Annotated in this window: 31 protein-coding genes; 24 read left to right on the plus strand and 7 right to left on the minus strand. The window is 50.6% G+C overall.

Annotated elements, in window-relative coordinates; genetic code table 11:
• Positions 1-22 precede the first annotated feature (22 nt).
• The 3 genes from CWB98_RS15725 to CWB98_RS23995 form a co-directional block, all read right to left on the minus strand.
• Positions 23-796 (minus strand): spondin domain-containing protein, encoded by a 774-nt coding sequence (locus tag CWB98_RS15725; protein WP_138545726.1) that lies wholly within the window; start codon positions 794-796, stop codon positions 23-25.
• Positions 797-806: 10 nt separating this feature from the next.
• Positions 807-1,508 (minus strand): spondin domain-containing protein, encoded by a 702-nt coding sequence (locus CWB98_RS15730; protein ID WP_138545727.1) that lies wholly within the window; start codon positions 1,506-1,508, stop codon positions 807-809.
• A 375-nt stretch (positions 1,509-1,883) separates the two neighbouring features.
• A complete protein-coding gene (locus CWB98_RS23995) occupies positions 1,884-2,045 on the minus strand; it encodes a hypothetical protein (RefSeq protein ID WP_155946259.1) in 162 nt (53 codons plus the stop codon).
• A gap of 132 nt (positions 2,046-2,177) precedes the next feature.
• Here CWB98_RS23995 and CWB98_RS15735 point away from each other — a divergent pair, with 132 nt between their 5' ends.
• A complete protein-coding gene (locus CWB98_RS15735) occupies positions 2,178-2,375 on the plus strand; it encodes a hypothetical protein (RefSeq protein WP_138545728.1) in 198 nt (65 codons plus the stop codon).
• A 44-nt stretch (positions 2,376-2,419) separates the two neighbouring features.
• Here the strand turns inward: CWB98_RS15735 and CWB98_RS15740 are convergent, their stop codons facing one another.
• The 4 genes from CWB98_RS15740 to ettA all read right to left on the minus strand — a co-directional run bounded on the left by CWB98_RS15740 (position 2,420) and on the right by ettA (position 6,952).
• The gene (locus CWB98_RS15740) at positions 2,420-3,508 is read right to left on the minus strand and encodes an alkene reductase (RefSeq protein ID WP_138545729.1); all 1,089 of its coding nucleotides are present in this window, start codon (positions 3,506-3,508) and stop codon (positions 2,420-2,422) included.
• A 29-nt stretch (positions 3,509-3,537) separates the two neighbouring features.
• Positions 3,538-4,509 carry a DMT family transporter gene (locus CWB98_RS15745; protein WP_249364694.1) on the minus strand — a complete coding sequence of 324 codons (972 nt, stop codon included), beginning with the start codon at positions 4,507-4,509 and terminating at the stop codon, positions 3,538-3,540.
• A gap of 280 nt (positions 4,510-4,789) precedes the next feature.
• Positions 4,790-5,152, minus strand: coding sequence for a PilZ domain-containing protein (locus CWB98_RS15750; RefSeq protein ID WP_138545730.1), 363 nt, complete (start codon positions 5,150-5,152; stop codon positions 4,790-4,792).
• A 135-nt stretch (positions 5,153-5,287) separates the two neighbouring features.
• Positions 5,288-6,952, minus strand: coding sequence for an energy-dependent translational throttle protein EttA (gene ettA / locus CWB98_RS15755; protein WP_054015396.1), 1,665 nt, complete (start codon positions 6,950-6,952; stop codon positions 5,288-5,290).
• Between the two features lie 547 nt (positions 6,953-7,499).
• Between ettA and CWB98_RS15760 the strand changes: the two genes are divergently transcribed.
• From CWB98_RS15760 to CWB98_RS15870, 23 genes are all read left to right on the plus strand, one after another.
• Positions 7,500-7,778: a helix-turn-helix domain-containing protein gene (locus CWB98_RS15760; RefSeq protein ID WP_138545731.1), complete on the plus strand. Its 279-nt coding sequence runs from the start codon at positions 7,500-7,502 to the stop codon at positions 7,776-7,778.
• Positions 7,753-8,115, plus strand: coding sequence for a hypothetical protein (locus CWB98_RS15765; protein WP_138545732.1), 363 nt, complete (start codon positions 7,753-7,755; stop codon positions 8,113-8,115). The genes CWB98_RS15760 and CWB98_RS15765 overlap by 26 nt, the downstream gene beginning before the upstream one ends.
• A 10-nt stretch (positions 8,116-8,125) precedes the next feature.
• Positions 8,126-8,545 (plus strand): glycoside hydrolase family protein, encoded by a 420-nt coding sequence (locus CWB98_RS15770; RefSeq protein ID WP_054015393.1) that lies wholly within the window; start codon positions 8,126-8,128, stop codon positions 8,543-8,545.
• Between the two features lie 36 nt (positions 8,546-8,581).
• On the plus strand, positions 8,582-8,827 hold the full coding sequence (locus tag CWB98_RS15775; protein ID WP_138545733.1) for a hypothetical protein: 246 nt from the start codon (positions 8,582-8,584) through the stop codon (positions 8,825-8,827).
• Positions 8,828-8,987: 160 nt separating this feature from the next.
• Positions 8,988-9,809 carry a baseplate assembly protein gene (locus CWB98_RS15780; RefSeq protein WP_138545734.1) on the plus strand — a complete coding sequence of 274 codons (822 nt, stop codon included), beginning with the start codon at positions 8,988-8,990 and terminating at the stop codon, positions 9,807-9,809.
• Between the two features lie 9 nt (positions 9,810-9,818).
• Complete coding sequence (locus tag CWB98_RS15785) at positions 9,819-10,730, plus strand: phage tail protein I (protein ID WP_138545735.1); 912 nt, start codon at positions 9,819-9,821, stop codon at positions 10,728-10,730.
• 15 nt (positions 10,731-10,745) lie between these two features.
• On the plus strand, positions 10,746-11,303 hold the full coding sequence (locus CWB98_RS15790) for a phage tail-collar fiber domain-containing protein (protein WP_125720071.1): 558 nt from the start codon (positions 10,746-10,748) through the stop codon (positions 11,301-11,303).
• A gap of 33 nt (positions 11,304-11,336) precedes the next feature.
• Positions 11,337-11,603: a hypothetical protein gene (locus CWB98_RS15795; protein ID WP_138545736.1), complete on the plus strand. Its 267-nt coding sequence runs from the start codon at positions 11,337-11,339 to the stop codon at positions 11,601-11,603.
• A 42-nt stretch (positions 11,604-11,645) separates the two neighbouring features.
• On the plus strand, positions 11,646-12,227 hold the full coding sequence (locus tag CWB98_RS15800; protein ID WP_138545737.1) for a hypothetical protein: 582 nt from the start codon (positions 11,646-11,648) through the stop codon (positions 12,225-12,227).
• 10 nt (positions 12,228-12,237) lie between these two features.
• The gene (locus tag CWB98_RS15805) at positions 12,238-12,600 is read left to right on the plus strand and encodes a hypothetical protein (RefSeq protein ID WP_212751143.1); all 363 of its coding nucleotides are present in this window, start codon (positions 12,238-12,240) and stop codon (positions 12,598-12,600) included.
• A 72-nt stretch (positions 12,601-12,672) separates the two neighbouring features.
• Complete coding sequence (locus tag CWB98_RS15810) at positions 12,673-13,662, plus strand: baseplate assembly protein (protein ID WP_138545738.1); 990 nt, start codon at positions 12,673-12,675, stop codon at positions 13,660-13,662.
• Positions 13,655-14,377 carry a phage tail protein I gene (locus tag CWB98_RS15815; protein ID WP_138545739.1) on the plus strand — a complete coding sequence of 241 codons (723 nt, stop codon included), beginning with the start codon at positions 13,655-13,657 and terminating at the stop codon, positions 14,375-14,377. The genes CWB98_RS15810 and CWB98_RS15815 overlap by 8 nt, the downstream gene beginning before the upstream one ends.
• A gap of 7 nt (positions 14,378-14,384) precedes the next feature.
• Complete coding sequence (locus CWB98_RS15820) at positions 14,385-14,939, plus strand: phage tail-collar fiber domain-containing protein (protein ID WP_138545740.1); 555 nt, start codon at positions 14,385-14,387, stop codon at positions 14,937-14,939.
• 2 nt (positions 14,940-14,941) lie between these two features.
• Positions 14,942-15,736 carry a hypothetical protein gene (locus CWB98_RS15825; protein WP_138545741.1) on the plus strand — a complete coding sequence of 265 codons (795 nt, stop codon included), beginning with the start codon at positions 14,942-14,944 and terminating at the stop codon, positions 15,734-15,736.
• A 12-nt stretch (positions 15,737-15,748) separates the two neighbouring features.
• Positions 15,749-16,066, plus strand: coding sequence for a tail fiber assembly protein (locus CWB98_RS15830; protein ID WP_138545742.1), 318 nt, complete (start codon positions 15,749-15,751; stop codon positions 16,064-16,066).
• A gap of 64 nt (positions 16,067-16,130) precedes the next feature.
• Entirely contained in the window at positions 16,131-16,967 is an 837-nt protein-coding gene (locus CWB98_RS15835) for a baseplate assembly protein (protein ID WP_138545743.1), read from the plus strand.
• The gene (locus tag CWB98_RS15840) at positions 16,952-17,803 is read left to right on the plus strand and encodes a phage tail protein (RefSeq protein ID WP_138545744.1); all 852 of its coding nucleotides are present in this window, start codon (positions 16,952-16,954) and stop codon (positions 17,801-17,803) included. The genes CWB98_RS15835 and CWB98_RS15840 overlap by 16 nt, the downstream gene beginning before the upstream one ends.
• Positions 17,804-17,823: 20 nt before the next feature.
• Positions 17,824-18,303 (plus strand): hypothetical protein, encoded by a 480-nt coding sequence (locus CWB98_RS15845; RefSeq protein ID WP_138545745.1) that lies wholly within the window; start codon positions 17,824-17,826, stop codon positions 18,301-18,303.
• Between the two features lie 8 nt (positions 18,304-18,311).
• Positions 18,312-20,288, plus strand: coding sequence for a DUF4815 domain-containing protein (locus tag CWB98_RS15850; RefSeq protein ID WP_138545746.1), 1,977 nt, complete (start codon positions 18,312-18,314; stop codon positions 20,286-20,288).
• On the plus strand, positions 20,288-21,475 hold the full coding sequence (locus tag CWB98_RS15855; RefSeq protein ID WP_138545747.1) for a hypothetical protein: 1,188 nt from the start codon (positions 20,288-20,290) through the stop codon (positions 21,473-21,475). Before CWB98_RS15850 ends, CWB98_RS15855 begins: the two co-directional genes overlap by 1 nt.
• 9 nt (positions 21,476-21,484) lie before the next feature.
• Entirely contained in the window at positions 21,485-21,703 is a 219-nt protein-coding gene (locus tag CWB98_RS15860; protein ID WP_138545748.1) for a hypothetical protein, read from the plus strand.
• 45 nt (positions 21,704-21,748) lie between these two features.
• A complete protein-coding gene (locus CWB98_RS15865) occupies positions 21,749-23,230 on the plus strand; it encodes a hypothetical protein (RefSeq protein ID WP_138545749.1) in 1,482 nt (493 codons plus the stop codon).
• A 9-nt stretch (positions 23,231-23,239) separates the two neighbouring features.
• Positions 23,240-23,659 carry a hypothetical protein gene (locus CWB98_RS15870; RefSeq protein WP_138545750.1) on the plus strand — a complete coding sequence of 140 codons (420 nt, stop codon included), beginning with the start codon at positions 23,240-23,242 and terminating at the stop codon, positions 23,657-23,659.
• The last annotated feature ends 246 nt before the right edge of the window (positions 23,660-23,905 follow it).

The following is a 23,905-nucleotide window of genomic DNA, read 5'->3' on the forward strand; positions in this document are numbered from 1 at the left end:
CGGTCACGGAGCGGCTCGGAGACTACTTGGTTCTTGTAATGGTAACCGTCATCAGCGGGTTGTCGAATTTATGACTGCTCGTCAATACAGATGTTGTCAGCCCATCATCCATTCCAACCACACCAGGGTGCATAGCCACCTTGTTTAACGCTTCTCTGTCGGCACTAAATCCGGTGCCACCATCCGCTGGGCCGGGTATGGTGCCCTGAGCTTCTGTATTGGCCTCTGTGCCCGCGTCGTAGGCATGTGTCGTGAACGTCATGGCTTGACCCACTGTCATTGCAGACACATCCAAAGCATTAAGACCGGTAAAGCCATCATTTGTATTCACCATCATGGAGATCAGAGATAACTTTTGTCCGTCAAGCGAGTCATGGGTTAGAGTCAGCTGGGTTTTTTGTCCAGGTGGTAAGGGGGCGGTTGCGCTCGCTTTACTTTGCACAACACCGAGTGCAAGCAGGTCGCTGTTATCGCCTCCCTCTGCCAGTACTTCCAGTGCATTGCTGGCCGGTTCGCCCACTTGCCAGAATTGACCTTCTTGGTGCAGTGCAACTGCGATGGGAGACAAGGGCTGTGCGTAAGTCAGGTTTGTTGCCGTGATCATTAGCTCGATGGTAGTCGGTGTTGGGTCAACCGGGTCAACCGGGTCTGCTGGATCCGGGTCAACGGGGGCTGGGTCTTCGACCATTTGCATATCTTCATCGGGCATCGTAGTTGGCATAGGGTCGTCATTGTCACTGCCACACGCCGCCAATACTAAGCAGGCTGCGGGCAGGGTAAGTCTGAGTAGTTTCATAATGGACCCCTTACTTAACCGTTACAGTCACTTTGGCAACCGGGTTTAACCAGCGATGAACTGTATTGTGCAAATCGCTTTTACCGCCTGTCGAGTCGTCATCACCCAGATTGCCGCGGTGAATATGAACAAGCGTATTACTTTCTGTTTCTGTCACGCCGCTACCCTGAGTACCTGGTGCAGCACCCGGAGATGCGGGGATCCCTGGGGTGTTAGGAGCACCCGAGCCATCCACCACTAACTCATTATTGGCCTCAGTTCCGGCATCATAGGCATTGAGGTAGATATGATAGGTGCCTGGTGTAGTTGGAATGGGCCAGCTATTGAGGCCAACGAAACCGTCGTTGGTCGGCAGCATCATGGCGACGATTGACAGGCGGTCGTTACCCGCATCGGTTTCAAGACTGGTCATTGTTGAAGCGACTGGGCCGAGCAGGCCTCCTGCCGGGTTTTCCATGGTGTTGGCATTGATACCTGTCAGTATTTCGCTCAGACCGGCTAGCGAACCACCTTCGGCCATCGCTTGAAGTGCCTCAGAGGCTTTATCTCCTGCCTGGAACAACATGGCGTCGCTGGTATGGGCGCTCACCAGCAAGGGGGTAAAGTAGATCCCCTGTGTCAGGTTAGTGATCTTAACGTCCAGAGAAGCGGCGCTGGCTGTGCCAGATGCCAGTAAAATACCTGTGATGAGGGGGATGATGCGTGTTTTCATAATTTACTCTTGTTGTTTGGATTTGACCCTGACAAGCATGCAGGCAAATTATGGAGAATCGCTCCCGGAATTATCACAAAACCATCACAATGTTGTGACTTTTCTGTTTGGCCTGGTTTTTCGGCTGATTTTCTAGTGAAATTTGAGCCTTAGTCGGTGGATAAGTAAAAACGGTAAATTTAGTGGTACGTATAAGGAATTATATCGTGCTGCTGCGCTCGAGCTTGAGGAAGTATATTCTTACAGTAAGTAGAATAAAGTTTGCGTAAAGAGGGGGAGGAGTAAGAGCTGGGTAACAGAATGTTTAACGTCAACCTGTCTGATAAGCCCGCCTGGTAAGTGATTCAATCAGCGGGCTTAAACTTCACTGGGTGATTAGCACAACCAAGAAGTTTGCGTGCCTGGGCAGCGATGATCTGACCAGCAGTAGTAAGTTTTTTCTACACCACCTGCAACTTGTGGTGTCATGTTTGCAGGTACGCCCGCTTTGTCGTTAGATAGGGCCTTCATTGGTTTCTTTTTTAGTTTTAGTAACATAGTTATCTCCTTTGTTTGTTACGACAATCAAACTAACATAGGACAAGTGTGAAAACAAAGTAAAATATTTAATTAATTTATCTGTGATAAGCTGTGGTTGGTATTACCTAAAACAACTACAAGGAAACTGTGATGAAACTTAATTTAAATAAAAAACAGCTCAAACGCTTAACCTTCTCCGACAAAACGCTGGAAGGTCAAACACCGAATGTCGCTGGTGGCGCGGGTTCTTATTACGCTTGCTGGACAGAGCAAAAATATTATTGCATGACGTGGGACGCAGATTGTCTGACACAACGTCGTTGCCAGACTTGGGAAGGGTGTAACTAACAGGTGATATAAAGAAGGGTGACTACTCACCCTTCTTTGCTGGTTTATACCGCCTGTGCGACTTTGTCCAGTGTCGGGTAATCCGTATAACCCTTGGCACCACCGCCGTACAGGGTACTGTCATCCATATCATTTAACGGCGCGTTCAGCCTGGCTCGTTCTACCAGATCCGGGTTTGCGACAAATAAAGCGCCCAGGCTCACTCCATCGCACAGATCTTGTTGCAGTACTTTGTCGGCAATCGCTGGCGTGACAGGCCCATCTTCCCAGCGGTTATGTGGGTTCAGGATCAATGCCCCAGTCCATAATTGACGTATTGCATCACTCGTTGTACGGGATGCAGCTTCCATAATGTGTAGATAAGCCAGATCGGTGGGCAGTGCTTGAATCAGCGCGCTGTATAACTGTTCGGTGTCCGTTTCGGCGATATCATTGAAGGTATTGTGAGGCGAAATACGTAAGCCGACGCGACCGGCGCCAATGGCGTCTGATACTGCCGCGACTATCTCCAGTGTAAAACGCGTTCGATTTTCAATGCTGCCACCATAGCAGTCTTGTCGCTGATTGGTATTGTTGGCCAGAAACTGGTGCGGCAGGAACCCATTGCCAGCGTGGATTTCAATACCGTCAAAGCCTCCCATAATGGCGTATCTGGCCGCTTGTACGTAGTCTGAAATTGTGGCGTGTATTTCATCTATTGTGAGTGCCCGGGGTGGGGCAAAGTCTTTCATACCATCTTGCGTGTACGTCTGCCCCTGCGCTGTTATGGCACTGGGAGCAACAGACTGGTGGGCACTGGGATACAGGCTGGGGTGGCCTATGCGACCACAGTGCATGAGTTGTGCAACAATTTTACCGCCTTGTGTATGCACCAAGTCGGTTACAGGTTGCCAGCTTTTTGCCTGCGACAGTGTGTGCAGCCCTGGCGAATTCATATAACCCTGACCAACCTGGTTTGGCTGTATGCCTTCAGAGATGATCAACCCGGCACCTGCGCGCTGGCTGTAATAGGTTGCCATCAGTGCCGTAGCATGGCCGTGTTTTGTGGCACGGTTACGGCTCATCGGCGCCATGACAAATCGGTTAGACGTGGCAATACTGCCGTATTGAACAGGTTCAAATAGAGTGTGCATAGTATTTTCCTTAAATTTTCCGAAAAGTATTAAAATGGTTTGGTACTTAGCTGGTGGTGGGGGTTGGTGTTTGAGCCCCCTGCTTTCGGGTGGGCAACAGCGTGCCGCTGAGAGATAACAATGGCCAGCACAATGGCCCCGGCGCCGAACAATTGGCTGGGTGTCAGGGTTTCATCGAGCATGAAATATCCCAATAATGCCGCACTGAGTGGGCTGGCGAACGACACAAAAGAAATGCTGAATACGGGCAATTGTTCAATGGCTTTGAACCATATCAGATAAGCCAGCAGGGCACCGATCAGGCTTAGATACCCATACCCCAGCAGAGTATTAACGGTGAATGTGGCAGGTAAGCCCTCTTGTATGAGCCCGAATGGGAGTAAAAAGAGTCCCCCGATAGTCAGCTGCCAGCCTGTGAATGCAGCAACAGACACACCCTCAGGTTTTCCCCATTTTTTGGTCAGTACCAGACCCGTAGCCATCGATGCTGCACCAGCCAGCCCAGCCAGAATGCCTTTTGCAGGCAACACCACACTGGGTTCGAATACCAAAATTGACAGGCCTGTAATGCCTGTCAGGCAAGCAATGAACTGATTGAGCTTAAGAGATTCTTTGAGAAACAGCGCACCCAGTATCATGACCAGGAGCGGCTGGCTCGACATCACCAGTGCCGCCACTGAGCCCGGGAGCAGGTAAGCCGCCACGAACAGGCAATAAAAAAATCCGCCAATGTTCAGTACCCCCAGGGTAAGTGCGCGCAGCCACCAGCGCCCCTGAGGTAAGACGCGGGTAAATAAGAGTAGTAACAGGCCCGCAGGCAGTGCCCTGAATACCGCCGCCATTAAGGGCATATCAGCTGGCAACATCTCTGTGGTGACAACGTATGTGCTCCCCCAGATAACAGGGGCAATCAAAGCGACGAGCAACCACCCTATGGTGTGTCCTTCACGTCTGTACTGCTGTGGCATCAATGATCTGATCAATTCAATGAGTCTATTCACCGCATTTCTCCGTTTGAAAATTATCTTGTCTTCATTAATCTTGATGTAAAGATTATTGGTGAGGTGTCTTTTTGTCAAGTATCTTTATGTGAAGTTAATTGTTTTTGATAAGAGCTGTCTGGTATTTTTATAATTATCAGATGGTTAGAGTTCTAAAGATTATAGATAACGTCAGGGAGAAGCTAGGCGGCGACGAGATTTAGGTAACGGTGTTGTGTGTGGCAGAAGGCAAAGCCCCGTCAATGGTTAGTGACAGGGCAAACGTTCAGGCTGTGAAGGCTTAGTCGTGCAGGATAAGCTGTTCCAAATCTCGGTGTAATACATCATCATCACCCAGGTTCAGCTCAATCAGTCGCTTCAAATGGGTCACACTGTCGAGATCAATCTGGCTGCAATGTACACCAAGGTGGCCTTCTTCGATGTGACGGATCTGCACTTCCATTGCAATCTGTATGTCACTTTGCGGTAGAGCAAAGCGCAAGCTGGCTGGTTCGTCTTTGAGGGGGATATACCCCACAGGCAAAGTCAGCAGGGCGCCATTCAGTGACAGGTCGATCACTTCGCACTTGTAGTCCCCACTGGCAGTCATCAGTACGGCCGGGTTGGAAAACAGTACGCGTGAAAATCGTCTACGTTCTTTCATTAGTCTTCTCTTAGCTTGTTTATCTATAGCTTAGCCAGTTTTTTACTGAGTCTCCACTTCACGGGCTAATTTCTGGTTTAAATCAGACATAAAAAAGCCCCGAAAATCAGGGCTTTTATCTGGTATTACTGGTGATTAACCAATTTTCTTGTACTTGATGCGCTTAGGCTCCGCGGCTTCTGCACCATAGGTCTTTTTCAGCCACTCTTCGTATTCGGTGTAGTTACCGTCGAAGAAGTTCACCTGACCTTCGTCGCGGTAATCCAGAATATGCGTCGCAATACGGTCAAGGAACCAACGGTCGTGCGAAATACACATAACGCAGCCCGGGAATTCCAAAATGGCGTTTTCCAGTGCACGCAGCGTTTCTACATCTAGGTCGTTGGTAGGCTCATCCAGCAGGATCACATTACCACCGGCTTTGAGTAGCTTGGCCAGATGTAATCGGTTACGCTCACCACCAGAGAGCTCTTTTACGAACTTCTGCTGATCGTTGCCCTTAAAGTTAAAGCGGCCTACATAGGCACGGCTGGGCACTTCAAAGTTACCAATTTTCAGGATGTCCTGACCGTCTGATACTTCCTGAAATACAGTGTTGTTGCCATCCATATCATCACGGAACTGCTCAACGGTGGCCAGTTCCACGGTTTCACCCAATACAATCTCACCACTGTCAGGCTGGTGTTGTCCACTGAGCATTCTGAACAGCGTCGACTTACCTGCACCGTTGGCACCAATAATCCCAACGATTGCACCTTTTGGTACAGAGAAGCTTAAGTTGTCAATCAATACGCGATCGCCAAAGCTCTTGGTCAGGTTGTTCACTTCAATGACCTGATCGCCCAGACGAGGTCCAGGTGGAATAAACAGCTCGTTGGTTTCGTTACGCTTCTGGTAATCCGACTGCTGTAGCTCGCTAAACTGTGCCATACGTGCTTTAGATTTAGCCTGACGGCCTTTGGGGTTTGAGCGAACCCATTCAAGCTCTTTCTCAATCGACTTTTGGCGTGCTTTTTCAGACTTCTCTTCTTGCTTCAGACGAGCATCTTTTTGCTCCAGCCATGAAGAATAGTTGCCTTCCCATGGAATACCATGGCCACGGTCCAGTTCGAGGATCCAACCTGCCACGTTATCGAGGAAATAACGGTCGTGGGTAATGGCGACCACGGTACCTTCGTAATCGTGTAAGAAACGTTCTAACCAGGCAACCGATTCCGCATCCAGGTGGTTGGTCGGTTCGTCCAGTAACAGCATGTCTGGCTTTTCAAGTAACAGACGACAAATGGCAACCCGGCGACGCTCACCCCCTGACAGGTGCTCAATTTTGGCATCCCACTCAGGCAGGCGCAGCGCGTCAGCTGCTCGTTCTAATGCGTTGTCCAGATTGTGGCCATCATGTGCCTGGATAATCGCTTCCAGCTCACCTTGCTCTTTCGCCAGCGCATCAAAGTCGGCGTCTTCCATAGCATACTCAGCGTATACTTCATCCAGACGGCTCAGTGCGCGTTTTACTTCACTCACTGCTTCTTCAATGGTTTCACGCACGGTTTTGCTTTCATCCAGCACCGGCTCCTGTGGCAGGTAACCAATTTTTGTGCCCGGTTGTGGACGTGCTTCCCCTTCAAACTCGGTATCTACCCCAGCCATAATGCGCAGCAGGGTTGATTTACCTGCACCGTTCAGACCAAGCACACCAATTTTGGCACCCGGAAAAAAGCACAGAGAAATATCTTTTAGGATTGTGCGTTTGGGTGGCACTACTTTGCTCACCCGCGACATTGTATAGATATATTGAGCCATGAATTTTGCTTCTCTTTGTTTAGATGTGGTTATTTTAGTGAATGCCGTGCATTGGGGCAATGTTTGTCTGGTATCCGGGCCACTTTGTGAAAAATGCCCTCCCAAAATTTACAATTGTTAACTTTCTTTGCTGTCATCAAGATCTGCAAGTGAGTTTCTATAAGAACCTGAGCTGAATTTTAACTTTATAATTGTTAGGGCATTTTTGACCTGTTTTGGAGCAATGAAAAAGGTATTATAGCCCTAAGCTTGATAAAGCTACGACATGGAGTTGTAAACATGTGATGCGATTTTTGCATCAGCGCACTTTTCCTTTAGTCCCAGCGCCTACACACTTATAACAGCGGATGTTACATGGAGTGAGTGAACAACCTACCTGGTTCACTGACGCATCAGCTTAATTCAATGACCACAAATATAAACAGTGACCATGGTTGTCTGTGACAGCTTACGTTAGCTCGTCACCACATAATGACTGCAGCATATCGCAAGCCGCGTATAGGGCGCTGTTTAGTTGAATGAATGACTTCACAGTATAAGGAAAACGATGAAGCAATATATGTATGCAAAGCCGCGGTTGTTAACGCAGCAGAAAAGAACCCCTATGGGGGCAGATATTCTGAGATTTGCCCGACGTCTGAGAGGTTACACTCAGGCTGAGTCTGCAGCACATTATGGCGTTGAAGAGCGCACTCTGAGGCGGTGGGAAAATAAAGAATACAGCCCCAGGTGGAACGACGTTGTCGGCCTGGTCGAGGATGTTTACTCACTCGATATTTTAGAAGTAATAGGAAAGATCAATGATGATGACACAACCAACCATTAAGCAGCTTCGAAGTGCTTTAAAACGCTGGGGTCGTTTCTGGCGAGCAAAAGAACTGGGTAAAGGGTTTAGCCGTCAGGCGGTGACCGAACGGGTAGGCGACTCCAGCGCTCGCTATATGAGCAGCGATATGATGAGTGTTCCCGAAGAAATAGAGGCACTGACGCAGCAAATTGCACAATTGCGGCCTGAATGCATTCGAGCACTGCGGGGCAAGTATCTTGTCGAAGGAGACATAGCTCAGGTTGCAAAAACACTGGGCTTTGACTCAAAGCGATCGTTAGAGTTTTGGCTGGTTAAAGCGGAACGCAGTTTATTGCAGACCTTGTGTCAGCCTTAAGGAGGGCACCATGACAATTATGAACACAGTTGAGCAGATAAAAAAGCATGAGGGATTTCGTCGTTTCCCTTACTACTGTACGGCTGGCAAACTCACAATCGGGTATGGCAGAAATCTGGAACAAAACGGCATAGCCGAAGAAGAAGCCGAGCAGCTGCTGGCACAAGACGTGGCCAATGCACAGGCTGGAGTGCGACGGCGAGTGGATACCTCTTACTGTAATGAGGCCCGTCAGGCGGTATTGACGAATATGGCCTTTAACCTCGGCGTACAGGGATTGCTGGGCTTTAGTAACATGCTGGATGCGGTACAAAATGGTGACTTTGAGCGGGCTGCACTGGAAATGCTGGATAGCCGCTGGGCCAGGCAAGTTCCGGAACGTGCCCAGGAGCTGGCACAGCAAATGCTCAGTGGTCAGTGGCAGTCTTAAATTGGGGGTAACTATGAATGAGGAGGTGGCCAAACCATGCAAGCCGACCAATGGCAGATGAAAAAGGAGCTGAATTTGGCTCATATCCTGACCACCATAGCATTACTGGTGTCGGGTATTCTGTATCTCAATGATCTGGACAAGCGGATCACCACAAACTCGCAGGAGCTGGCGCATCTGAAGCAGATCCGCAAAGAAGATCAGAAACGCATTGAAAAGCGTCTCGATTCAATAGACAAGAAACTTGACGCCCTGTTAAGTGCAAAGCGCAACGACAACTAATTCGTGACCCCGACGGTGACAGCCCTGTTACCAAGCCGTTCTGTCAGTCTGAGCCTTACTTGCTAAGCCTAAGGTCGAACTGACCAAGCTCTCAAACTTACAACGCATCTGCCTGAGAATGTTTGCTCAGGAAGGGATGGTTGTGCCAGAGGAAAAATCTATGAACACTGCGATTGACCTGTCACGCCTGGCACCGCCAGAAGTGATAGAAACGTTAAATTATGAGGAGATCCGCGCACAGCTTATGACAGCTTTGACGGATCAGATACCCGAGCAGGCTTTACTGGCCTCAGATCCTGCGGTGAAAGTGCTGGAAGTGGCCGCCTATCGTGAGCTGTTGCTCAGACAAAGGGTGAATGATGCGGCTCACGCTGTAATGCTGGCTTTTGCCACCGGCAGTAATCTGGATCATTTGGGCGCCTTGTTTGGGGTGAGCCGTGCTGAAGGGGAAAGCGATGAGCGATATCGTGCCCGAGTGCCATTATCGCTGGAAAGTCACAGCATGGCTGGTACCGCCGGTGCTTATCAGTTTCAAGCCATGTCGGCTGATTCCAGAGTGAAAGATGTATATGTACAGTCCACTACGCCAGGCAAGGTAGATGTCACGGTACTCACAGAATCCGGGGGGGATATTGCCTCTGTGCAAGCGGCGGTGTTTGCACATCTAAATCACGAGGATATCCGGCCGCTCACCGACCAGGTGCAGGTTTCGGTAGTCAAGCCCACAAACACGCTCGTTGAGGCACATCTTTACCTTAACCCGGGTGTCAGTGAAGCGCAGGTCAGGTTAGCAATTGATACGGCGCTGGATGTCTTTAATCAGGAGCACACCCGCCTGGGTAAAGAGGTCCCCCATTCAGCCATTATCGATATGTTGCATCAGGGTGGCGTACGCAAAATTAAGTTGTTGTCCCCGGCTGATGATATTACACCCAGCGTGACTGAGGCGGTAAGCCTGTCGCTACAGCTGAGCTTTTTCTAGGAGTGTGTTGTGAGTGAAACACCAAAGTTGCTGCCGCCCGGATCGAGCGCACTGGAGCGAGGCTTACTGAACTCGGCATCTGATGGACGAGACATCATTCCAGAGCACATAGCGACCTTATGGGATCCACAACACTGTCCTGAGTCATTGTTGCCCTGGCTGGCGTGGTCGTTGTCGGTTGATGAGTGGGACGAAAACTGGTCGGTGGAAACCAAGCGGGCATTGATCGCGCGCTCAGTGCCAATCCACAAACATAAGGGCACAGTCGGCGCGGTGAAACGGGCTTTGTCCTCTCTGGGTCTGGAGCTTGAGTTTTTTGAATGGTTTGAACAGACGGACGATGTCTATCTGGCACCATATCTGAGCAAAGAGCCTCATACCTTTGTTTTTATTGCCTGGGCTAATGCGCTGCCTTACACCAGTCGGGCCATTAAACTCGACCAGGCTCTGTACGACGCCATTTATCGGGTTACCAATCAGACAAAACCGCAAAAAGCCCACTTTGATTTTCTGGTAGGAATGAGAATGGCAAGCCATGCGGCGGTGGGTGGAATCATCCATCCGGTTACGCACAAGCGTGTGTACGGGTTGGTCGAGCCTTGTATTGGCGACAAAGCGAAGCAGCGAGACAGCCAGGTTGGGCTGTCTGTGGCTGGCAACTTATCACGTGCGCGCTACCAGGTGCTCAGACACCGCAGCGCAGTGGATAAACTGCGCCACCGGATCTGGCAATGTGGCTTACGTCAGGCATTGTGCATGACTCGTAAGCCTGTACAGGTCGTTCGTTTCAGAGGGCTGACAGATCAGCGTATTCCCGATGAGTTTATTAATAGTCGCAGCTGCGCTGCTGCGGTGATGCACATCAGTCGCCGTCGGGTGAGTGCGGTGCGTTGCTATGGCACGCTTGGCGCACCTGCATAAAGGAGTTTTTTAACAATGAGTATTTTACTACAACCCGTGATCACCTCGGCGGGCTTATCGGCGCTGTTCAGGGCGCAACAAGGTGGCTTTAAAGCCAAAATCAGCAAGGTGGGTCTGGGCAGTGGCAGCTATCAGCCGCATGAAGGGATCACACGCTTGCAGGATGAAAAATACAGACTGGATCTGGCCAGTGCCAAAACCCTGGCGGATGGCAAACAGTTACATCTGACGGTACGCGATGCAGAGCCTATCGCAGGAGAGGGCTTTTTTGTTAACGAAATCGGTTTTTACACCGAAGAGGAAGTCAATGGCGAAATTCAGCATGTGTTGTTTGCCGTGTATTCCTCACCAACCGAGTCTATTGCATATAAATCCAATGATGTTGAATTGCTGCTGGCATTTGACTTGGCCCTTACGGGCGTACCTTCGGATTCAATCACGGTGATCGATCAGGGAGTTGAGTTCAATATTTTGGTCGCCCCTGAGCTTGCCAAAATGGGCAAGGCACAAATTGGCAATATGCATCGTCACCTGAAAATGAAGTTTGCATTGATGGATCAGGGCGTGCTTTAGGCGCCTGATCAGAATAAACAAGGAGGCACCATTATGACGCAATACAGCACGGCTCCTGAGCGGGCACAACAACTGGCTGAAGAGGCCATTAAATTACTCAAACAAGCCAAAGCACTGCAACACCAGGCGCAGGTGGATGCCGCCCGTATGCAGGCTTATCAGCAACACAGTGATGGCCTGGCATTTCAGTTTCTGGCTGCCTGCGCGGAATACGGCGAGCATAGCCCACAAGCAGGCAAAGCCCGTGAACGCTGGCTGGGGGCGCGTAACGCCATCAAGGTCCAGTTTCCAAGAAACTAATTTTATTTAACTTTTTAATTCTACTTTTAAACGGAGAGATATATGGCATTAGAACACGATATTGCCAGCCTGGTTGAAGCCTCAGAAGCGCTGACCAGCACGGTAGACAACAAAATTCAGAGTATTGACAGTACCGTCAGCAGCAAAATGACGGAAGTGAATAACTTTGTTGCACAGCAAGAAGCAAAAATAGGTGGGGCGCTGGATCAACTAAGCATTATTGGTGATGAGAGTAATGGTACATTGTCAATAGGAGTTGCTCATTTTTTTACGGCTGGTACGGGTGCAACCAAAGTGCATCTGCGATTGCCGCTAAATGTGAAAGAAGATGTTGGTATGTTCCATCTTAAAGTACGAGGCTACGCCTACAATGAAGCTAAGCCTGTTGATGCGACCTTCGTTGGTTACGCTTACAAGGTAAATGGTGATTTAATTAAAGAGCATGCCGAAGGTTCTCATCTACCGACACTTTATGTTGGCCGTGACGACCATGTTTATTGTCGCTTGTCTTTTACAAACAAGCACTTTTTGACGTTCAGTGTAGATGCAATGAAAGTTGGAAATGGCCCTGTACTTAAAAAAGGTGACATACAAGTTATTGAGTCTGATCAGGATACATTATAAGGAGAACATAATGTCAGATGGTATATCAAATACTCAACCTCAAGAGGTAGAAGAGCACAGAGGTGCACAGGAAAAAAACACACTGCGCAATAAAATCCACTTTTATGTAGGTGATAATGGCACATTGACTGGCACTGCAACCGACATCGCGCACCTGCTGCTCAATGAATTGAGTGGTTTTGTCAATAAACTTGCTATCGCAGACAACCTGGATGACGTAAAAGCGTCAGTCACTTCACTGAAGGCCACCATTGGCGATATTGAAGGGAAAGTGACAACGGGCGAGCTGACCTTCCCGTATCAAAGCAAAGGGCTGGATACCGTAAAACAGGAGATCATTGACCGCGCCAATGGCGTTAACGACCTGCTGTAACCCTTGCCCGATCGCCGCTTTCTTGCGCTGCCCTTTGCCTTAACTTCCAAACTTGTAATATCAGGAACTGCTATGTCTCTGACCAATTTTAGTGCCATAGATATGGCACGTTTACCTGCGCCAAAACTGATAGAGCCGCTGAGCTTTGATGAGATAAAAACCGCCATCGTGGCGGATTTTTCTCAGCGCTATGACGGGGGAGGGCTGGATTATGCCAGTGACCCCGCCATAAAGCTCATAGAGGCCTTTGCCTACCGGGAAATGTTATTGAGGCAGCGCATTAATGAGGCGGCCGAAGCGGTGTTACTGGCCAAAGCCAGCAGCGCTGAGCTGGACTATCTCGGCGCGCGCTTTGGTGTCAGTCGTGCAATGTTGTCGTCAGGCGATACCTCTGCGACATCACCTGCATCCCCCCAATATGAAAGCGATGAGCGCTATCGTGAACGCATTCGTCTGGCGCTGGAAGGATTCAGTACCGCGGGGCCCGCGGGCGCTTATGTGTTTCATGCCCTGAAAGCGTCGTCAAAGGTACGAGATGTGTATGTATCCGCGCCTGAGTTTGAACGCTCAGCGGTAGCGGACGCCACTGCAGCAAGCGCATTTGTACTGAACTGTACGTCAAATGCGGGGCTTGTTGATCCCATGCCGGGAGATGTGGCGGTGACCATTCTTAGTGATGAGGGGACAGGACAGGCATCGCTTGCTTTACTGGATACAGTCCAGCGCTATCTCAATCAGGATGAGATCCGCCCGCTGACCGACCGGGTGCGGGTGAAATCCGCAACAATCAAGCCGTTTACCATTAACGCGTGTTTGTATCTTTATCCGGGTATGGATGGTGACGCCATCAAACAGCGGGCACTAGACACCACCTCAGACTGGCTTCTTGAGCACCGCAAACTCGGCCATGACATTTCGCTGTCCGCCTTGTATGCGGTACTGCACCGAGAAGGGGTTCAGCGGGTTGAGTTACTTGAGCCACAGTGGGACATCACGGTAGGGCAGGATGAAGCCGCTTATTGCTCCGCGATTGAAGTCGACATCGGAGGCGAGCATGTCTGAGTCACTGTTGCCCTGTCAGACGAGCGGACTTGAGCAAGCACTGGATAAAGCAGGAAGTCGCATTTCTAAAATGCCTGTGCCCATTTCGCAAATTTGGGATCCGTGGCGCTGTCCGGCGCATTTTTTGCCCTGGCTGGCCGACGGGCTCAGCGTAGATAGCTGGGACAGCCTCTGGCCCGAGCATATTCAGCGCCAGGTGATTGCCGACAGCGTACCTAATCACAGGATCAAGGGCACCGTTGGGGCAATTAAGCAGTCTCTGAATAGTTTGAATGCCAGTGTTGAACTACAAGAGTGGTGGCAAACTGGCGGAGTGCCGCACAGTGCCGAGTTATTAGCGCTGGCTCATGACAACCTGGACCCGCAGGGGAATACGTTACTGACGCCAAAACTTCAGGCTCAGCTGTGGCAAAGCGTCACAGCCACTAAGCCATGTCGCAGTCAGATCCAGTTTAGTGTTGGGGTTATGCAGCAAAGTAGTTTGGCATTGGGCGCAGGTGCGAATGCAGTCAGTGTTCAGACTGGCCGGTGGCAGCAACACTACGATTTTACTTTTTCACCTTCATCAACACATCTGGCCTGCGTGGCTCAGTCGCTGTCGGTGGCTACACCAGCTATGCACCAGGCAATGGACATGCAACTGGCACAGACTATCTGGGTTGCCAGTGCAATAGCGACAACCCAATTTCAGCAGGTCGCGATGACAACCGTTTAGGCAAGTTATGAGTATCTATACACCAATTATTACCCAGGCGGGGATCAACGCCGCCGTGAATGCACAAACCCATGGCATTCAATTAGAGATCGGGCGCATCGGCGTCGGTGACAAAGGCTATGTGCCCAATCGCACCCAGACGCGCCTGCAAAATGAGCGCAACAATGTGCCGATAAGCGATGGTCGTGTGGTTGGCGATGGCCAGTTTCATCTGTCTGGCGTATTTACTGATGATAAGGAATATGCCGTTCGTGAAGTGGGCTTTTATCTGAATGACCATTCCGATGATGCGCAGAAAACGCTATTTGCCATCTGGTCTCACCCAGAAAACGTCTTGTTTTATCAAACGCCGGTTGCCCGCGTTGTACAGGGCTTCGACCTGACATTAACGGCGGTGCCCTATGAACATCTGACCGTGAATACCAGCGGAGACCTGAACCTGTTTCACACCCCCGAATTTGTGGCCATGACAGAAGCACAAACCAGTATGGCGATTGCCCAGTTGCAGTCAAACCACAGACAAATTCAATTTAACGACCGTTTACTCGAACTAGGAGTGTAACTATGAGTAATTCACAAACTATGTCGCTGGATCAGCGTATCGCTGCATTGCAGCAAACCAATGGAGAGCTGGTGGCGTCAAACAATACGCTGACTCAAACCGTCACTGGAAAAATGGGGGAAATAAACTCAGCGCTTGCAAATAGCAAAGCAGAAGTCACCAGCACACTTGCCGAGGCACAACAAACCGTGGATGACTATGTGGCTAATGCGAGACGAGATAACACCTTCATCAGGCTGACAAAAAATCAGTATGGGCACCTTACAGAAGGAGGACTGCTGCAGCATTTTACGCATAATCCGGCACTGAGTATGAGCTTTGAGGTTTATCGTACTATCGAATCTGGCATTTTATGGGCAGACAGAGATGATGAAGAAAAGGAAATCCTCACCGCAATGGGCTTAACGGGTAGTGCGCACTTCAAGCCCGCACCTATTAGAATTATTCGGATGCGCTGGCAAGATGCGCCTGCAGATAAAGGGGCACACGCCTTTTACCAGGTCATACATTCATCAAACAGGTTAACGTGTGCCAGTTACGCCAAGCTGGTGTCTGGAAGTATCTACGGCACAGGATTTCATGGGATTACAGATGAATGGGGCCTATGTGGCAACTATTATGGTGGTAAGCCAGGTACATACTTGCATTGTCATCCATATATTAACTCTCCAAGCGGTGAAGTGCTGTTTGCCTGGTTTGGTGTTGTTTCCGGATTTGTGCCTCTGGACAGGGATAACCCTGTGTGGGGTTATTATCCGCATATAGCGGCAAGTCACGGCGAAGACGCAACGGTATAAGGAGAATCCACAATGAAGATTTATGTCGATGAACAGTTGGTTGCGTTGCATGGTGGCGTAATCGGTTTACAGGAAGCTGCAGAAATTGCAGGTGTAACACTGGAGCGGACGGTTCTGCCGGGTGAAGTAAACCTGGTCTGTACAGAATGGAATGAACTGAGGTTATTACGCGATCAAGCGCTGGCTGAAAGTGACTTTACTCAGGTCACAGATAGCCCGCTCAGCGACGAGCTTAAACAGGCCTGGTGTGACTATCGCCACGCTTTGCGTGAATTACCTGCAAACTTTGACACACCAGAACAGGTAATTTGGCCATCCAAGCCTGTTTAACAGAGACTGAGTGACGTCAGTTATCGTCACTCGTACCCTTCACCATCCTCAGGCTGGAATCCCCATGACCGATCTTTTCGATTTTACGGCGCTTCCTGCGCCCGATATTTTAGAATCTATTGAATTTGAAGAAATTTATCAGGCGCGGGTGGCGCGGTTTAAAGCCCTTGCGCCGCAGTATGCAGATGCACTGGCCCTGCAAAGCGATCCGTTATCGGTGTGCTTGCAGGTCGAAAGTTACCGCGAATTATTACTGCGCCAGCGTATTAACGAGGCTGTGCAGTCAAACTTATTGGCCACTGCGCAGGATGCTGATTTGGACCAGCTCGGGCTGTTTTACGGTGTCCTGCGAGCAGCTAACGAAGCAGATAGCGGGTTTCGCCAGCGGATCCGGCAAAAGACCCTGGCATCCAGTACGGCGGGTAGTAAAGACCACTATCGTAATGCGGCACTGACCGCCGCGCCCAGCGTGATCCGTGATGTGGAAGTCGACAGCCCTGAGCCCGGTAAGGTGCGAGTAGCCGTGCTATTTCACACCAGCGAGGATCCGATAACGGCACTAGAGCAGGTACGCAGCTATGTACTCAGTGATGAAGTTAAAGTACTGACAGATACGGTAGAGGTTGAGCTGGCTGAGGCCATTGAGGTGGATGTCCGTGCTGATATTTATCTTAATCCAAATACTCCTTTACGGGTGTTTGAACAACTGGAAACCAAGCTACGTGCGGCGTGGCAGACGGAGCTGGCGTTGGGCACGGTAATGACCCCAAGCTGGCTCAGTGCGCAGTTACATGTTGCCGGGGTTAAACATGTGGAGATCCATACGCCGGCCACTTTGGTTGAGGTTGCGGCAAATCAATATGTCCAGCTCAAGCAGGTAAGCTTATGTCTGAAAACTTAACCCCGAATACGCCCTTAGTGCCACCCAATCACACCACATTGCAATGGGCGCTGGATCAACATGGACAACTCACCCAGACACTGGAAGCAGGTATTTCATTGTTGAGAGGCTTTAAGTCTCATCCCAACCCCAATTTGTTGCCCTGGCTGGTATGGGAATATGGCCTGGATCCGCTGGAGCCTTATCTGGACAATTTGGATGAGGTGCTGTTGCAGGGCCTGAGCTGGCAACGGATCCGCGGTACGCGGGCCAGCCTGGCTATGGCAGTGGGCTGGCTCGGCGTGCCTTTAGTGCAGATTGAAGAGTCGGGATCACTGCGGCATTTTTATCGTTATCAGTTGCACCTTGATAGTGTCCCTGGTGAGTGGCAACTCAATCGGCTGGCACAACTTAGCGAACTCAGTGCGCCGGCTCGTAGTCAGCTAGTGAGGGTTACCTATCAGCTCGATATTCGTGAACTGGCACTTTCGTCAGGTCAGTTTGGCGATTTGCTCAGTGACCAGTCCGGCTTTCGCTACACCTTGCAAGATGGCAAACAAGTGAGGCTATCCCGCCAGCGTTCTCACAGTGATGGAGCTGATATGTCCGCACACAGCGGGAGCGGTGTATTACGCAAGCGAGGGCAGTTGTGGGGTCACGTCCACAGCAGTCGACTGGGTTCATTGGTACTCAGTGAACCGCCCGCCAGTCACCTTCTCGCAGGTATCTCACATCAACGTAACATTGCCAGTCACATCCATACCCAACCCGGACTCTGGCAGGGAAGCTGGTCAACGGTGAGCTGGTCACACAGCCAGACACCTCAGCTTGTCCAGTGTCATTACTCACTTACTTAACCTCTAAACAAGGAGTTACATTGTCTATTTTCACCTTTAACGGGCGGACTCTGCTTGCACGCAGTGTCGCCCAAACCCCACTTTATCTGGCATGGGGCCGTGGTGATGGCAACTGGCAAACGCCACCATCCGAGCCAATCAGTGCTGCACATCTGGCCGACCCTCTGGGATATCGCAAAGTCAAAGTGCAAGGTTTTTGCGAACCGCACGAGCAGGGTGACATCGAAGTGCAGGGGGCGCGTTATCGCCAAAGCGCAGAGCCGACACGCCATGTTTACTGTCAGTTTGTTTTTGATTTTGCAGATGCTCAGGGCGAGACCATTCGTGAGCTGGGGATCTTTTCTGGCACCACGTTCACAGCCGATGTGGCAGCAGGGCAGGTATACGTACCGCCGGAGCAAGTTGCATCACCGGGAACCTTGTTGCTACTGGATCATCGTGCCCCTTTGGTGAGAGAGCCAGGGGTGCGAGAAAGTTTTGAATTTGTGATGAGTTTTTAGGAGAGCCCATGCTACAGGATTATTATCACAATTATGATAAAGCCAATGGTTATGAGCGGCTGTTGTTTCGCTCTGGGCGCGGATTGCAAAGCCGGGAACTGAATGACCTGCAGTCTCAGGTTCAGCATCAGGTTAAAGACATTGCCGATGTTTTACTCAAAGACGGTGATCTGGTGTCTGGCGGCGATGTGGTGATCGATACACAATCGGGTGAGACGCAACTGAGCGCCGCTCAAGTCTATCTGGATGGTCATATCAGAAGCCTGCCTGCTGCCACACTCACCATTGCGCTGCAAGGCGGTGTGGATATCGGTGTCTGGCTGACCCACAATGTGGTTACGGAAGTGGAAGACCCGTCGCTCAGAGATCCCGCTGTTAATGCGCTCAACTACGACGAACCTGGTGCAGCCCGGTTACAGCAGCATTGCCAGTGGGGTTTGCGAGACGACGCGCTGGCCGAAGAAAACGCGTTTTATCCGGTACACCGCATTGAAGATGGGGTGCTGATCATCAAACAACCGCCGCCTCAGTTGGATGCCGTGACTCAGGCGCTGGCCCGCTATGACCGTGAAGCTAATGGTGGTAGTTATGTCGTTGAAGGCATGGCGCTGAGCTATCGTGACCGCGAAGCCGATCAGCAGGTATTCAGTCTGCAAGAAGGGAAGGCGCATATTCAGGGCTATGAAGTGGCCTTTGATACCGCACGTAGCGCAGCGTTTGACTGGGACCCGGATATTGGTACTGTCAGGGAAGAGCCCAAAGCCTTTATCAGTGTACCAGCATCGGGTGATGGCACACGCAGTATGCGGGTTGACCTGGATTTCTTCCCGGTGAAAACCGTAGAAGAAGTGAATGTCAGCATCGAAAAAAGCGCCACACTGACGCGTGCTCAGCTGGCTGGGGGGGAAGATCTGCTGCCGGATGAATCAGTGCTGGAGATCCTCAGTGTCACTCAGGGCGAGACCACCTTTGTGGCCGGGGTCGATTTCCTTTTTTTGCGCAATCACATCAGCTGGCAGCTCAGTGGAGCAGAGCCGGCACCGGGCAGTCAGTTTGAGGTGCGTTACCGCTTTCGTACCCAGGTGGCAGTGGAACCGGATGAATTTGGTTTTACCCTGCAAAAGCAACAACCACAGGGAGAGCTGGTTGAGAATGCACTGATCACTGTGGACTATCAGTGGTATCGACCGCGCATTGACTTAGTGGTGCTGGACCGCTTTGGCCAGCTTAAACGTATTAAAGGCCAACCGGCCCATCAACTGCCCGTAGCGCCAAAGGTACCTGCCAACCATTTGCCACTGGCGCAGGTGAGTCAGGGCTGGTTCGCCGAGCAGGCGCCGGAAATTGAAAATCTGGCGGTCAGAGCGGTATCTATGTCTGAGCTGGAACAAATGCAGTCTCAGATCAGCGATTTGTACCAGTTGCTGGCGATTGAGCGGCTGCGTAATGACGCCAATAGTGAGGAGTCGGCCAGCAAATTTGGTGTGTTTGTCGACCCCTTTATTGACGATGATATGCGCGATGCCGGGATTGAACAAACGGCGGCCATTGTCGATGGTGAGCTTATTCTGCCCTTAAGTGCTGATATTGTTGAACTGCCTTTGCCGACAAGCAATGTGCTGACTTTGCCCTATGAGCTCGAAGACGTGCTGGCGCAAACCAAGCAAACCGGCAGCATGAAGGTCAACCCCTATCAGGCGGTTGAACCTATCCCTGCCACCGTGCGTTTGTCACCCAGTGTCGATCACTGGACCCAGACAAGCCGCAGCTGGACCAGCCCAATCACCCGGCGCTTTGATATTGGCCGGGGCCTGCGCAGGTTAACCCGCACACGCACCAGCACTCAGGTATTGAGCCGAACCACGCGTCAGGCTCAGTTTATGCGTTCACGTTGGGTGAATTTTACCATTTCCGGATTTGGCCCACAGGAAACCCTAGACAGGGTGACCTTTGATGGGATCAGTGTTCAGGCTCAGGAGGCATAATGATCAAGGCAGATAATAACGGTCAGGTACGTGGCCGATTTTTGATCCCCGGTAATGTACCGGTGGGCAGTAAAGATGTGCGCTTCAGTGGCGCCATGGGATCGGTGGGACAGGCCCGCTATACCGGTAATGCGACCATCCGCAGCGAAACGGTCAGACGCATCAACTCCATCGTGACGGTACGTTACGACCCGCTGGCGCAAACTTTTACTTTGCCAGAGCGTCGCTTTATTGCGGCTGTGGAGCTGTGGTTTAAAAAGACCGGGCCCGAGGCAGTACGAGTGCAGATCCGTGAGACCGAGCTGGGGATCCCTAACCAGACCGTTCTGGCGGAGGCGACCTTGCAGCAAAGTGACATCAAACTCGGTGGCGAGTCGACCTTGTTCGAGTTTACGCCGGTGTCGCTGAATGCCGGCGAAGAGTACGCGCTGGTGGTCCTTACCGATGGCGCTGAACATGAAGTGGCGATTGCTGAGCTGGGTAAGTTTGACAGCCAAAGCGGCTGGGTAACCAGTCAGCCCTATCAGGTAGGTGTATTGCTGTCTTCAAGCAACGCGTCAACCTGGACACCGCATCAGAACCGCGATTTGGCGTTTCGCCTTAAAGCAGCGCGCTTTACGCAAACCGAGAGCCAGGTTGCACTGGGCGAGGTGGCACTGGATAGCCACACAGACTTGCTGGCGCTGGCCGTTGCTGAGCGCCCTGGCAGTGATACTCAGCTACAACTTGAGTTCTCAGGTGAAAGTACAGGCACATTCAGCTTGCAGGAGCTGCAGTCTGTACGACTTGCCAATAAGGCTGTGGAAGCGCTCAGTGTCAGCGCCAGATTGTCCGGTACGGCGACTCAGTCTCCGGTGTTGTTTGAAAGCGTACAGGCTGCGCTGGGCAAAGTCGCAGAGCAGGCTGATTACGTAACCCGGGCTATTCCCTGTGAACTGGATGGCAGCCTGAAAGTGAGTTTTGAAGCTCAGCTGCCCGGTGTGGCTAAGGTCACTGTCTTGATTGAGCAGGGTGACAGCTGGCTTGAGGTGCCACTGAAATCGACACAGGCGGCGGATGAAGGCTGGCAGCTGTGTCACTATCAGTTGGATAACCTGACCGAGCGCAGCGCCCGGGTAAAACTATTGCTGTCTGGCAGTCATACCGAGCGCCCCAGAGTACGTGCTTTGCGGGCATTTTCTATCTAAGGAGGCGGTATGAATAACCCACTAACCCCGCACTTTTCACTGCCTTTGCCGCACCCGGACAACCTGCTACAGCAGGATGTCTCACGACTGGCCAATGCCCTGGCGGCAGTAGACACGCAGTTATATCAGCAACAACACATTCAACAGCAACAGTATCAGGCGGTGCAGGAAAAGCTGCGCCGCAGTCGTCTGAACCAGCTGCTGGGTGAGCCCCTGCTTGCGCTCTAGTGCAGGCCCCTTCATTTACTTTCTACATTATTCAACGAGGAATTTATGGCAAGTATACAAACTGCTGTGCAGGTCATGGTCGACAAACTGGTCGCCGACATGCAAGGCGAACAACCACTCAGCGCCGAAGAGCAGGCACTGGTTAGCAATGCAATCACGAAACTGGCCGACAACGAAAAACTGGAACAGGCTGTTGTGGCCGTGGCTGAATCACATATAGACAATGCTACCACGGCGCTGCAACAGGCGGCTCAGGTCGGTCAGACCAGCTTGCAGCAGGCAGCTCAAACACTTAATGACAACGGCACAGCGCTTGAAGGTAAAGCGGCTAAGCTGGATCAGCTGGATACCATGGCACCGAGCCTGGCGCGGGTTGAGGCATTGCAGGGGCGGGCTTTTAATAATCAAATCAGACCTTTGTTTGGTATAACACCGATAGAAACATCCAGCTCTGATTCTAGCTATCGACGGGCAACAGCTGCATTTGCAGTTTATGATCATAGTGGTGAAACTTTTCTGGTCAGACCTGCTTACACTCATAATGCGAACAATGAACAATGCCGGTTAGAGTTTTTATCTTTGAGTTCTGATGGAGCAAGTAAAACGACTTTACATTCCTGTTTTGTGTATGCAAATGCGTTTGAACAAAACCCAACCAGCAAAATATATTTGTATGGTGCCAGCGCAATTTTGCCGCTCGGTAAAAAGGCGAACAATGCTGATGTTGACTATGAAGTTGTGTATAGCACGCAGGATTCTCAAGCAACAGGTGTGGCCAATTACGGTGGCATATTTGTTCGTTCACAGGGGTTTACATCGATCACTCGCCCTAAAAAAGATTTAAATGCTAAGGACCAGTTTGGAGTAACAACCAATACCAGTCACGCCTACACCAATGTTGCTGTACTTTACGACAATCAGAAACACTGTTTGGTGATGGTGGATGAAAATACCTCTCTGCTTATTGAGAAGTATGGAGATGGCAATATTGTTACGAATGTCGCAATCGCTAATCAAGATGAGCTACAGGCCTATGTTGATGCTGGGGATTTTACGACTGTTAGTTTTGTTTATCACAATTTACCACACCCTTATGGTAACCGACGCTATACATCCAATGAACAGCAATTGAGCCATGCTGCATATAGTTATTATGGATACTATGGTGTTTACAATGACACTGTAAAAATGGGAGGGAATAAATACAGTGCCCACTATCGTTTCACCGCAGAACAACGTTTAGAGCCTGTTAATTACTTTTTTGCAAGCAGTTCTTCAGCAAGTCGAACACAAAGCTCAAATGGGACCGAGAATGGTGAAGGTGAGGTCAAAGTTGCGCTAGAAAGCATGGATGGCGAACTACTGGGCTTATACAGCTTTTGTACAAGAGCTGTCAGCCCTGGTTATGATGGAGGTATAGTAGCTACGGCGATCCATTGTATTAACCCATACAGCCATGTTGGTCTGATCAATGAGTATTATGTTTATAACAAGTACGGCCTTGGCCGCACCTGTCGCGCATTTTAAGGAGAGATCATGAATTGCGAATATTTTGCCGATAAAGGCATGAAAATTGAGGGAAACTACTGGCTGGTGCACCCGCAAACGGGCGAAGCCTGGGATGAGGAGTCTGTAGCTTCCTTTATTGCTGGCTATCAACCGCCCCATTTAAGCGAAGACGCGATAGCTGCACGTAAAGACGAGCTGGTCGATGAGATTAAACGTGCCGTCTATGCATGCCTGGAGGCGCAGCAGTGGCGCGTAACTAAGGCGCAGGAGCGAGTGCAACTGGCACAGCTGGGTGGCAGCGAGGCTGAGCAAGCTGCAGCTGCATTGCAGGCTGAACTGGCAAAACGCGAAGCGTTGCGTCAGAAAAGTGATGAGGCGGAGCAGCAGGTTGCTGATCTGACATCGATAGAAGCGCTGGATGCATTCAGCTTTACGGCTGAGTTATAGAATCCCGCTTAGCTGACGTATTAAAAACGTAAAAATATCTAACCCGGTCAGAATTGACCGGTTTTCTTCCCGTTAAATCAGTAAGATACACCTAAGCTTGAGAAAGCTAAGTCAAAAGATAAAGACAGCTATTGCGAAGCTGCAAGATTCCGCAAGTTAAAAACCACCGGCTCATAATGATGAGCGGTGGTTTTTTTATACCCAGACTTTGGGGAATTAGCGTGTCGATTTTAAACCGGTCAAAGT

Source organism: Pseudoalteromonas rubra (genome assembly GCF_005887115.1).
Taxonomy (GTDB): Bacteria; Pseudomonadota; Gammaproteobacteria; order Enterobacterales; family Alteromonadaceae; genus Pseudoalteromonas; species Pseudoalteromonas rubra_F.